At 73.0% G+C, this 12,212-nt stretch carries 8 protein-coding genes; 5 read left to right on the forward strand and 3 right to left on the reverse strand.

The genetic code is table 11. From position 1 onward, the window contains the following. Positions 1–272 precede the first annotated feature (272 nt). Positions 273–1,202: an alpha/beta fold hydrolase gene (locus ACH4YP_RS05790; RefSeq protein ID WP_361054125.1), complete on the reverse strand. Its 930-nt coding sequence runs from the start codon at positions 1,200–1,202 to the stop codon at positions 273–275. Between the two features lie 587 nt (positions 1,203–1,789). Between ACH4YP_RS05790 and ACH4YP_RS05795 the strand changes: the two genes are divergently transcribed. After that, a complete protein-coding gene (locus tag ACH4YP_RS05795; RefSeq protein WP_398489564.1) occupies positions 1,790–2,191 on the forward strand; it encodes a cobalamin B12-binding domain-containing protein in 402 nt (133 codons plus the stop codon). A 163-nt stretch (positions 2,192–2,354) separates the two neighbouring features. Here the strand turns inward: ACH4YP_RS05795 and ACH4YP_RS05800 are convergent, their stop codons facing one another. Further along, a complete protein-coding gene (locus ACH4YP_RS05800) occupies positions 2,355–4,076 on the reverse strand; it encodes a DUF5691 domain-containing protein (RefSeq protein WP_398489565.1) in 1,722 nt (573 codons plus the stop codon). A gap of 161 nt (positions 4,077–4,237) precedes the next feature. Further along, a complete protein-coding gene (locus ACH4YP_RS05805) occupies positions 4,238–5,590 on the reverse strand; it encodes an SWIM zinc finger family protein (RefSeq protein WP_398489567.1) in 1,353 nt (450 codons plus the stop codon). 133 nt (positions 5,591–5,723) lie between these two features. On the opposite strand from ACH4YP_RS05805, the gene ACH4YP_RS05810 reads away from it, so the two are divergent. The 4 genes from ACH4YP_RS05810 (at position 5,724) to ACH4YP_RS05825 (ending at position 12,062) form a co-directional block, all read left to right on the forward strand. Beyond that, entirely contained in the window at positions 5,724–6,878 is a 1,155-nt protein-coding gene (locus ACH4YP_RS05810; RefSeq protein WP_398489569.1) for an AAA family ATPase, read from the forward strand. Next, entirely contained in the window at positions 6,875–9,541 is a 2,667-nt protein-coding gene (locus ACH4YP_RS05815) for a DUF5682 family protein (RefSeq protein ID WP_398489571.1), read from the forward strand. Before ACH4YP_RS05810 ends, ACH4YP_RS05815 begins: the two co-directional genes overlap by 4 nt. After that, entirely contained in the window at positions 9,538–10,761 is a 1,224-nt protein-coding gene (locus ACH4YP_RS05820) for a VWA domain-containing protein (RefSeq protein ID WP_361054100.1), read from the forward strand. Before ACH4YP_RS05815 ends, ACH4YP_RS05820 begins: the two co-directional genes overlap by 4 nt. 275 nt (positions 10,762–11,036) lie before the next feature. Then, entirely contained in the window at positions 11,037–12,062 is a 1,026-nt protein-coding gene (locus ACH4YP_RS05825; protein ID WP_398489572.1) for a hypothetical protein, read from the forward strand. The last annotated feature ends 150 nt before the right edge of the window (positions 12,063–12,212 follow it).

A 12,212-nucleotide genomic window follows, 5' to 3' on the forward strand; every position in this document is an offset into this window, starting at 1 on the left:
GCGACTGTACCCGGCGGTATGAGGGCGCGACAATCTTCGGAGGCTTTCCCTCTCTCAGGAAACGGGCATTCGGCCGCCTTTCGGCGGAGGGTGGGCACAGCTTTGGCCTGGCGTTCGATGAATGTTCGAAGAAACGCCGGTCTTCGGAGCCGGTTGAACGGGCTCGGCGGCGCCTTCCGGTTGTACCGATCCCCTTTTGCGCCGCTTACGCTCCGCCGATTCCGGTTGGCTCACGCCTCCGGTCGCGCCATCGTCGGTCGATCACTCCACCGTCACGCCACCGTCAGACCGTCGGCGTGGGCGGCGGCAGGGCGAGCGGCGGCCGGGCGGGCCTCCGTCTCCTCGGCGTCCAGGGCCTGCCGGATGCCGGCCGCGACGGCCGGGTGCACGGGGAGGGCGAGATGCCCGATCCCGCTCACCCGTACGTTCTGGACGAGCAGGTCCGGGTGCTCGATGCACGCGGTCTCCAGCGGGTCCATCAACTGGTCGAGGTCGCTCCAGAAGCTCACGAACCGGGTCCGGCAGTGCGGTGCCGGCTGGCACAGCTCGTCGAGCACGGCCGAACCGGGACGCATCTGGCGGACGATCGGGTGCGCGTTCATCAACGGGACGACCCGCGTGCCCGAGTGCGGCGTGCCCAGTGTGACGAGGGTCCGGACGCGGACGTCACCGCCCAGGCACTGCACGTAATAGCGCGCTATCAGTCCGCCGAGGCTGTGCCCGACGACGTCCACCTCGTGACGGCCGGTGCGCTCGCAGATCTCCTCTATGTGCCGGCCGAGCAGCTCGGCGGCGGTCCGTATGTCACAGGTCAGCGGGGAGTAGTTGAGCGACTCGATCTGCTGCCTGCCGTGCTGGGCCAGTGAGCGGCGCAGCATCACGAAGACGGAGCGGTTGTCGATGAAGCCGTGCAGCAGGACGACCGGGGGCCTGGTGGGGGTGGGCAGCCGGGTGGTGTCGGAGGTGGCGCCGGTGCCTGTGCCCGTACGGGTGTCCGTGTCGGTGAGGTCGGCCGGGGACCCGGGTGGGGTCGGGCGGCGCTCCGGGGTGATGCCTGTGGGATAGAGCAGGAGATGGCCGGCGAGGATCGCGATCTCCAGGGCGGTCGCCTTCAGGAGGGCCAGCGAGAGTCCGGCCAGTCTGCCGGGGAGCAGGCGCTGGCAGAGTGGAAGAAGGGGCGACACTGCCCTGGTGACCTTCATGGCCGACCTCCCGTCGGCGCACGGGAGGACGACTCCGTCCCCCGTGTGCCCTCGTGAGAAGCCGGTGACGAGGAAGGCGAGGTGCACGTGCGGTGCGTGTGGCACCGGTGGAGCGACGGGCGGGCCCGTCGTCGTGCGATCGCCGATGCGCCGCACCACCGTGCCGCGCGGCTGACGGCGCGGAGGTGCGGCGACCTCGAAGCGGCTCCCCTTGCGCCCGGTCCGGCCGCGGCCCATCGGCCGCGGACTGCGGCCCATGTGCCGCGTGATGCGGGACCGGTGCGCGGCGAACTTGTCCCACCGTGTGATTTCCCCCTCGGCCCACACCGTGAAACTGCCGGTTGCGGGATGGTGTCGATAACGTTCGTTCACTTCCCCGGGCCGTGTCGTGTGGGGTTGCTGTGCAACCGGGGCATATCTGACGTGAGGACGGTGGCGGCGAGTCGCCGTCTCGGCCCTCGGGTGCTATCAGTCGGTACAGGTCCGAGTGGATCTCCGTGGATCTCAGCGGATCGCAGTGGAGCTTCGCGCATCCCCGCGGACTGTGCGGGTCGGTAGCTCGGTGTAGTCGGTTCATGGAGGCAGTGATGGGTGTGGCAGCCGGTCCGATCCGCGTGGTGGTGGCCAAGCCGGGGCTCGACGGCCACGACCGCGGAGCGAAGGTGATCGCGCGGGCGTTGCGGGACGCCGGTATGGAGGTCATCTACACCGGTCTCCACCAGACGCCCGACCAGATCGTGGACACGGCGATCCAGGAGGACGCCGACGCGATCGGGCTGTCGATCCTGTCCGGCGCGCACAACACGTTGTTCGCCGCGGTGATCGGGCTCCTGAAGGAGCGGGACGCGGAGGACATCAAGGTGTTCGGGGGCGGGATCATTCCGGAGGCGGACATCGCGCCGCTGAAGGAGCTGGGTGTGGCGGAGATCTTTACGCCCGGGGCGACGACTGTGTCGATCGTGGAATGGGTTCGCGCGAACGTGCGGTAGGGCTCCGCCGGGTGGGCCGGGGGTGTGGGGGCTTGGGGTGTGTTGTTGGTGCGGGTCGGTCTGAGCTGAGCGCGCAGTTCCCCGCGCCCCTTGGGGGTGGGTGGGGTGAGGGCGTTGCGAGGTGCTGTGAGTCTCTGCCCCGGTTCCGGCCACACCTCGGCGCTTACTCCTCCGTGAGTTCTCTCTGCATCGCCGCTCGTAGGCGCAGGGTCGTGACCAGGCGTTGGAAGGATTCCGCCCAGTAGCTGCCGGCGCCGGGGGCCGCGTTCTCCGGTTCGTCGGGGATGGCGGTGAGGGTTTCGAGGTGAGGGGCCTCCGAAGGGTCCAGGCAGCGTTCGGCCAGGCCCATGACCCCGCTGAAACTCCATGGATAACTGCCCGCGTCGCGGGCGATGTTGAGGGCGTCGACCACCGCTCGCCCCAAGGGTCCCGACCAGGGCACCGTGCACACTCCGAGCAGCTGGAACGCCTCGGACAGGCCGTGCACGGCTATGAATCCGGCCACCCAGTCGGCCCGCTCCGCGGCCCCCAGCGTGCCGAGCAGCTTGGCCCGCTCGGCCAGCGACACCGCCCCCGGTCCGCCCGCCTCCGGCGCGGCGGGAGCTCCCAGCAGAGCTCTGGACCAGGAGGGGTCGCGCTGGCGCACGGCCGCCCGGCACCAGGCGGCATGCAGCTCGCTCTGCCAGTCGTCCGCCACGGGCAGCGCCACGATCTCCTCCGGCGTACGTCCCCCGAGCCGCCGCGACCACGTGCCGAGCGGTGCCGCCTCCACCAACTGGCCCAGCCACCAGGACCGTTCGCCCCGCCCCGCCGGAGCCTTGGGGACGACTCCGTCGCGCTCCATCCCCGGATCGCACTCGTGCGGTGCCTCGACCGCTATCGTCGGCACGCCCTGTGTGCTCTGTGTGCCCTGTGTGTGGTCGACGGCCACGCAGGACATCGCGCGTTCCGCCATCCGTCCGGCGAGCGCCGAACCGGGCAGCGCGGACAGCAACTCCGCCGCCGTGGCCCGCACATTGCGGCTCCGGTCGGCCAACGCCCGCTCCAGGAACGGCTCGTCCGCCGCGCACAGCCCCATACGCAACGAGTCGAGGAACATCAGCCGGTCCTCGGCCCGCTCCGTCGCCCACGTCGTGGCGAGCAGGTCCCGCGCGGCCGCCGCGTCCCGGGCCCGTATCCCGGAAAGGAGCGCGACCCGCTCGGCGAACAGCCCCTCCTCCCACAACTCCCTTATGCGGTCGGGCTCCTCGGGCCCGGGCAGCGCCGCCCCGCCGCCCGGCGTCGAGCGCAGCGCGAACCGCCAGTCCGCGTTCAGCCGGGCCAGCCACAGCGCGCGCGGCCCCGCGAACGCCAGCACCGCCGGCCGTAGATCCGTACGCCCCCGGGCCGCGTCCAGCAGCGCGGGCAGCGCCTCCGGGCGTGGCGCGAACCCGCGCAGGTTCGCCGTGGTGAGCCACTGGGGGAGCAGCTCCATGAGATCGGGCGCCGACCCTCTGCGGCCGCCACTGCCGCTGCCCGTCCCGGGCCGGTCGGCGAGCAGCATCGCGAGTCTGCGCGCCGCCGCGGTCGGCAACAGCGGCCGGGGGTCCGCCGCCGTGGGCTCCACCCGGGCCGCCGCCCGCCCCGGCCGCATCCCGGCCCGCCGCCGCACGGTCTCCACGGCCGCCGCGTCCAGCAGGGCCGTCGGCGCTTCCCGGCCGGCCGGGACCCCCGACGGCGTGCGCCGCGCGGTCCCCAGGAGCGCCGCGGTCACGAGCTCCTCCCAGCGGCTCCCGCCGGACACTTCCGTGGAGGCCGTGTCGTTGGAAGACGCGTCGGTGGAAGTGGCGTCGGTGAAAGCTGCATCGGTGGAAGCCGTGTCGGTGGGAGCGGGGGTCCTGTTCATGTGAGTCCCTTCCATGGATCCACCAGGTCCGTCACGTCGGTCATCTCGGCTATCGCGGTCATCTCGGCTGTCGCGGCCATCGCGGCCATCTTGGTCACGTCGGTCGGGCCGGTCAGGTCCGTAGGCGGTGAGGGGGCCGGGAGTCGTGTCGGGTGTCGTCGTCAGCACAGCGACACCGCCTCGCCCGGGCCCTCCGGCCAGGCCGTGAGGGGCGTGAAGCCGCGGTGGCCGCACTCTCCGAAGACCGTGACCGGTGTGCCACCGGAGAGGGCGACCAGACGCCACAGGCCCGAGCCGGACCGGGCCGCCGGGGTGAGCGGTAGGGCCAGCTCGCCGTCGGCGTCGGCCAGTTGCCAGGTGTCGCCGTCGGGGGTGGGTATGACGCGGCCGAGTGTCACCGGGTGGGAGTCCAGCCACGGGTCGTCCCGGAGCGCCTCGCCGTACCTGGCCGCCGCCTGCGCCACGCCCACTCCCGGCGGGCGGGTCGTCGTGGGCGCCGGAGGCGTGAACTGCTCGCCGAGCGCGGCCCGTAGCTGCCCCGCGCCCGGATAAGCGGACACCTCGGCGTCGAGCGCGAGCCCGACCGGAAGGGCCAGTTCGGGTGCGCGGCCGGCAGCCCCGTACGACAGGAGCAGGACCTGGCGTGCCGATTCCGCCCCGTGCAGCCAGATGCGGCGGGTGGTGAGGTGGCTGTCCGACGTGTCGTACTGGGCCAGGACCAGCCAGTGGTCGCGGACCGGTGGGCCGTCCGCCGAGCCGGTAAGGCCGATCCGTGAACGGACCGTCGCGGCCAGGCCGTCAGGCAGCCGCTCGCGGCGCAGCCAGCCCTGGTCGAGGAGGTGGAGCAGCGCGCACTCCTCCAGCAACCGCACCGGCCAACCGGGGCCCGACGACGGGATCGCCCCCAACTCCCTTACGCGCGCGGCCAGTCCGGACGCCTGCGCGTCGACCATCCGGGCCGCCGTCTCCTCCCAGAGCCCATATCCCGCCTGCTCCGCCGTGGCCAGGCCACCCCGGAGCAGATCGGCCAGCCGCTGCTCCAACTCCGCGGCCCCCGCGGTGATGTGCTCTGCCCGCCGCTCCGCCCTGCGCCGTGCGGCCTCCGGGTCACCCGAGGCCGGGGAACCCGCCGCGCTCGCCGCCCGTTTGTCGTCCGCGCGCTTCCTCCTCCCCTCGGTCCACTCCTCCGCCCAGTCCGGCACCTGCCCCCGCGCCACCGTGCCGTCCTCGCCCGCCCAGAGCAGCAGCAACCCCAGCGCGTGCTTGCACGGGAACTTGCGGCTCGGGCAACTGCACTTGTACGCGGGCCCGGTGGAGTCCGCGATGTCGATCACCGTCCGATACGGCCTGCTGCCGCTCCCCCTGCACAGCCCCCACACCGTCCCCTCGTCCGTACTCCCCGCCTCCGACCACGGCCCTGCCGCGCCGAGCTTGCTGCCCGCCTTGCGTGACGCGGCGTCAGGAGCCAGTGCAAGCACCTGATCCGCAGTCCAGCGCACCCCCTGCTGAGTCATGTCATCGAAGGTAGGTCCCGCCACTGACAATCGGCCCCGGCGAGTGCGTTTATGCAGGTCAGAGCGATTGTCAGTGGCGTAGTGCACGGTGGAACCAGATCCGAACCGGCCGAGCCGCAAGGGGGACCGCTCCATGTCCGTGCCCGTCGACCAGACGTCCGTCGAACCGAGCCAGCACCACTCCGCGCACACACGGGAAGCAGCGGAGGGCGAGGCGCTGCGGCCGCACGCCGAGGACGCGTTCGCCGCCGAGCTCGCGGCGCTGGCCGCGCAGGACGACCGGCCGCGCCCGGTCCGCTGGCGGATGTCGCCGTGGGCCGTCGCGACCTACCTGCTCGGCGGCACACTGCCGGACGGCACGGTGATCACGTCGAAGTACGTCGGCCCGCGCCGCATCGTCGAGGTCGCCGTCACCACGCTCGCCACCGACCGGGCCCTGCTGCTGCTCGGCGTGCCCGGCACGGCCAAGACGTGGGTCTCCGAGCACCTGGCCGCGGCGGTCAGCGGCGACTCCACCCTCCTCGTGCAGGGCACGGCCGGCACACCGGAGGAGGCGATCCGCTACGGCTGGAACTACGCGCAGCTGCTAGCGAACGGCCCGAGCCGGGACGCGCTGGTGCCCAGCCCGGTCATGCGGGCCATGGCGGAGGGGATGACGGCCCGGGTCGAGGAACTGACCCGCATCCCCGCCGACGTACAGGACTCGCTCATCACGATCCTGTCGGAAAAGACCCTGCCGATACCGGAGTTGGGCTCTGAGGTGCAGGCGGTCCGGGGCTTCAACGTGATTGCCACGGCCAACGACCGCGACCGCGGGGTGAACGACCTGTCCAGCGCCCTGCGCCGCCGCTTCAACACGGTGGTCCTGCCGCTGCCCGAGAGCGCCGACGCCGAGGTCGACATCGTCTCGCGCCGCGTCGACCAGATCGGCCGCTCCCTCGACCTGCCCGCGGTGCCCGACGGTGTCGACGAGATCCGCCGCGTCGTCACGGTCTTCCGCGAGCTGCGCGACGGCATCACCGCCGACGGGCGTACGAAGCTGAAGTCGCCCAGCGGAACGCTGTCCACCGCTGAGGCGATCTCCGTCGTCACGAACGGCCTCGCCCTGGCCGCCCACTTCGGGGACGGCGTCCTGCGCGCGAGCGACGTCGCCGCGGGCATCCTCGGCGCCGTCGTCCGTGACCCGGCCGCCGACCGCGTCATCTGGCAGGAGTACCTGGAAGCGGTCGTCCGCGAGCGCGACGGCTGGAAGGACTTCTACCGCGCCTGCCGGGAGGTGAGCGCGTGAGCGACCGCGACGGGGGGACCGGGCCCCTGCTGCTCGGGGTGCGCCACCACGGACCCGGCTCGGCCCGGGCCGTACGGGCCGCGCTGGAGGCGGCGGGCCCGCGCACCGTACTCATCGAAGGGCCGCCGGAGGCCGACGCGTTGATCGCGCTGGCCGCCGACGAGGACATGCGGCCGCCCGTCGCTCTCCTCGCGCATGTCGTGGACGAGCCGGGGCGGTCGGCGTTCTGGCCGCTCGCCGAGTTCTCGCCGGAATGGGTGGCCATCCGCTGGGCCCTGGAGCACGGGGTGCCGGCCCGCTTCATCGACCTCCCGGCCACGCACACGCTGGCATGGGGACGGGAGGAGGGAGAGGAACAGAAGCAGGAGGCATCGGAGAAGAGGGAGCGGGCGGGGGAGGGGGAGCCGGGAGGACTTCCGTCCGAGCCCGAGGAGGCCGTGCGGATCGACCCGCTCGCCGTCCTCGCCGAGACCGCCGGGTACGACGACGCCGAGCGGTGGTGGGAGGACGTGATCGAGCACCGGGGGGCGAGCGACGGGGACGCGTTCGCGCCGTTCGAGGTGCTCGGCGAGGCGATGGGGGCCCTGCGGGAGGCGTTCGGGACCGGGGGACACGAGCGGGACCTCGTGCGGGAGGCGTACATGCGGCTCCAGGTCCGGGCGGCCCAGCGGGAGTTCGGGGACGACGTGGCCGTGGTGTGCGGTGCCTGGCACGTGCCCGCGCTGCGTCAGCGCACGACCGTCGCCGCGGACCGGGCACTGCTTAAGGGGCTGCCCAAGGCCAAGGCCGACATGACATGGGTGCCCTGGACCCACCGACGGCTGTCGCGGGTGAGCGGCTACGGCGCGGGGATCGACTCACCGGGCTGGTACGGACACTTGTTCGGCGCCGCCGACCGCCCGATCGAGCGCTGGATGACGAAGGTGGCCCGGCTGCTGCGCGACGAGGACCGGCTCGTCTCGTCCGCGCACGTCATCGAGGCGGTGCGGCTCGCCGACACGCTCGCCGCGATGCGGGGCCGCCCCCTGCCGGGCCTGACCGAGACCACCGACGCCGTACGGGCCGTGATGTGCGAGGGCTCGGACGTGCCCCTCGCGCTCGTGCACGACCGGCTCGTCGTCGGTGACGTCCTGGGCGAGGTGCCCGCGGCGGCGCCCGCCGTGCCGCTGCAGCGCGACCTCGACCGGCTGCAGCGGCGGCTGCGGCTCAAACCGGAGGCGCAGGAGCGGGAGTTGGAGCTCGATCTGCGCAAGGAGAACGACGCCGGGCGCAGCAGGCTGCTGCACCGGCTGCGGCTCCTGGGTATCGAGTGGGGCGAGCCGGCCGCGTCGCGCGGCAGCACCGGTACGTTCCGGGAGACCTGGCGGCTGCGCTGGGAGCCGGAGTTGGCGGTGCGGGTCGCCGAGGCCGGAGTGTGGGGCACGACCGTGCTCGCCGCCGCGACCGCCAAGGCCGGGGCGGACGCCATCGGCGCACGGTCCCTCGCCGACGTCACGGGCCTCGCCGAGCGCTGCCTCCTCGCCGAACTCCCGGACGCCCTCCCGGTGGTGATGCGGATCCTCGCCGACCGCGCCGCCCTGGACGCCGACGTCGGCCACCTAGCCCAGGCGCTCCCCGCGCTGGTCCGCTCCCTCCGCTACGGCAACGTACGCGGCACGGGTACGCAGGCCCTGGCCGAGGTGGCCGCGGGGCTCGCCGAGCGCGTCTTCGTGGGGCTGCCCCCGGCCTGCGCCGCACTCGACGCGGACGCCGCGGAGGAGATGCGCGGGCATGTGGACGCGGTGCACGGGGCGGTGGGGTTGCTGGGGGAGGGAGAGGGGGACGACTCCGCACGGCACGAGGCCGACTCTGCACGGGATGAGGCCGACTCCGCACGAGACGTGGAGGGCTGGGCGCGAGGTGAGCAGGGACCCGCGAGGCCCAAGGAGTCCGAGGGGTCCGAGACGCCCAAGGAGTCTGAAGGGTCCGAGGGGGCCGAGGCGTCGGCAGGGGGCGAGTCGAGGGGCTCGGCCGGATCCAGGCCCGGACCCCGTGGCGGTATACGCGGCCGTTGGCACGGCGTACTGCGCACGCTCTCCGGGCGGGACACGGTTCCCGGGGTCATCCGGGGCCGGGCCGTGCGGTTGCTGCTGGACGACGGGGAGTTGGGGCAGGAGGAGGCGGCGCGGCTCATGGGGCTCGTGCTGTCGCCGGGGACGGAGCCGGCGGACGCGGCGGCGTGGATCGAGGGCTTCGTCGGCGGGGGCTCCGGGGGCGGGATGCTGCTCGTGCACGACGAGCGGTTGCTCGGGCTGGTCGACGCCTGGCTGGCCGGGGTGCCGGGGGGCGCGTTCACGGACGTACTGCCGTTGCTGAGGCGCACCTTCTCGGCGTACGAGCCCGGAGTGCGCCGCACCCTCGGCGAACTGGTCCGGCGTGGCCCGGGAACGCGAGGCAGTGCCACGGCCACCGCCTCGGGCATACCCGGCTTCGCCTCCGACCTCGACGCCGCACGCGCCGACGCGGTGCTGCCGGTGCTGCGCCTGCTGCTGGGGCCGGACGAAACAGCGTTCACCGACGGTGCCGCCGACAGCAGCCTCCACGGCACCAGCACCAGCACCAGCAGCACCAACGGCAATGACAACGGCGCCGATGACAACGACCTTGTGGGGGTGGGCCGATGAGCGCGGGAGCGGTGAACACGGGAGCGACCGACCAGGCCGAGGCGCCCGAGCCGGGCGGCGCCGACGACGAACGGCTTCGCCGCTGGCGGCTCGTGCTCGGCGGGGAGGACGCGGACGGTACCGGGTGCCGGCTCACCGGGCAGGACGCAGCGATGGACGGGGCGCTCGGCGCGCTGTACGGGAACGGCAAGGTGGGCAAGGCGCGGGCCGGGCGGGAGCGTTCGGCGGGGCTCGGGGGGTCCGCGCCGTCCGTCGCCCGGTGGCTGGGGGACATCCGGACGTACTTCCCGTCCTCCGTCGTCCAGGTCATGCAGCGGGACGCCATCGACCGGCTCGGCCTGTCCACCCTGCTCCTGGAGCCGGAGATGCTGGAGGCGGTGGAGGCGGACGTCCACCTGGTCGGCACGCTCCTGTCGCTCAACAAGGCCATGCCCGAGACGACCAAGGAAACGGCGCGGGCGGTCGTACGCAAAGTGGTCGAGGACCTGGAGAAACGGCTCGCGACGCGCACCAGGGCCACGCTCACCGGCGCCCTCGACCGCAGCGCCCGTATCAACCGGCCCCGCCACCACGACATCGACTGGAACCGCACGATCTCGGCCAACCTCAAGCACTACCTGCCCGAGTACCGCACGATCGTGCCCGAGCGGCTCATCGGGTACGGGCGCGCGTCGCAGTCCGTGAAGAAGGAGGTCATCCTCTGCATCGACCAGTCGGGCTCGATGGCGGCGTCGGTCGTGTACGCGTCGGTGTTCGGCGCGGTGCTCGCCTCGATGCGGTCCATCAACACCCGGCTCGTGGTCTTCGACACGGCCGTCGTCGACCTCACCGACCAGCTCGACGACCCGGTCGACGTGCTCTTCGGTACGCAACTCGGCGGCGGGACGGACATCAACAGGGCGCTGGCGTACTGCCAGTCGCAGATCACGCGCCCCGCCGACACCGTGGTCGTCCTCATCAGCGACCTCTACGAGGGCGGCATCCGGAACGAGATGCTCAAGCGGGTCGCGGCGATGAAGGCGTCGGGGGTGCAGTTCGTGACGCTGCTCGCGCTGTCCGACGAGGGGGCTCCCGCGTACGACCGAGAGCACGCGGCGGCGCTCGCGGCACTGGGAGCACCGGCGTTCGCCTGTACGCCCGACCTCTTCCCGGAGGTGATGGCGGCGGCGATCGAGAAGCGCCCGCTGCCGATACCGGACACCGGGAGCCCGGGGCAGTAGAGGCGGCAGCGAGGGAGACGCGGCGGAGCTGACAGACGACGGAAAAAGCGGACATGAGTATCCATCGGTAACAGGGGACTTGCGCGACCTCGGGAGTCCCGTGCAAGGATCGGCCGGACTTCAGAGGGCGCGCAGCCTCGCAGCCGCGCCCCCGTTCGCTCCACCCCGCCTCATCTCGCTTCACCCGACCTCATCTCGCTTCACCTCGTCCCTCCGCACGGGAGGCTCTCCCCGCCTTGGCCCTGTCAGCCGTACCGCCCGCTGTCGCTCTGCGCGTGACGCGCACGGCGGCGGGGCGGCGTGCGCTGCAAGTGGCGCTGCTGGTGGGCGGGTTGTTCGTGCTGGGGCTCCTCTGCGGGGAGCAGGCGCGCGCGGCGGACGGTGTCGCGCCGGCCTCGAAGCTCACAGAGGTCGTGCGGTCGGTGACGAGTTCGGCCGAGCGGTCGGCGAAGGGTGCGGAGGAGCCGCGGCAGCGGGTCGGAGAGCGGCCCTCGGGCTCGAACTCACGGTCCGCGACGGTCTCGTCGGCCACCCCGCCGCCCGTCTCCACCGCGTCCTCCGGTTCCGGTTCCGGCTCCGAGCAACCTGGACTCCCCAGAGCGATCACGCCCGTGACCGACGAAGTCCAGCGAGTCGTGAGGCCGGTCGCCGAACCTGTCGTGCGGCCGGTGACCGAGCAGGTGGTACGCCCGGTCACCGAGCGCGTAGTACCGCCGGTCACCAAGGACGTCGTACAGCCCATCGGTGATCTGGTGGATCGGATCACCGGCGGGGTCACCGGCGGGATCGGTGAGCGGCCGGACCCGCCGCAGTGGTGGCCGTCGCTGCCTCAACTGCCCACGCTGCCGGGCCTTCCCGGGCTCCCGGAGTTGCCAGGGCTGCCGCTGCCCGCGGTTCCCGGGCAGACCCTGCCGGTCGGTGCGGTGCCGCAGCAGCCCGGCGGGGCGACGGACAACCACCGGGCGGCCGAGAAGCAGTCGCGCGACGACAACGCGGCGACGGTGTACGGGCCGCGGTTCGCCGGTGGCCTCGCGGCGGCCGGTGACGATGTGCGCCACCATGCGGACACTCAGGGCACGCGGGCCGAGCAGGCACCCGTGCACCAGGTTCCCGACGGCGACCCCACGGGTGCGCCGGGGCGTCATTCCGCGGTCGACAACGGGTCGCCGCGGCACGGCGACGCGCAGACCGTCGCGTTGAACGAGAGGGACCGGCCGGCGCTGGTGCCCGGCGCCGCCGCGGACGTCACCGCGGCCGGGACCAGGGACAGGCACCGGGACATCCCGGCATTCCCCGGCTAGAGCCGCCGGCCTTCCCCCGCTGAGACCTGCCGCGCGGGGGCGGAACAGGTCTGCCCGCGCGCCCGTCCGGACATCCCTCCGATTCTCCGGATTCTCCGGATTCTCCGGACGCGATCGACCGGACACCCCGGACGCGGGCCGCTGCCACGG

Source organism: Streptomyces sp. NPDC020747 (assembly GCF_044334695.1).
Lineage (GTDB): Bacteria > Actinomycetota > Actinomycetes > Streptomycetales > Streptomycetaceae > Streptomyces.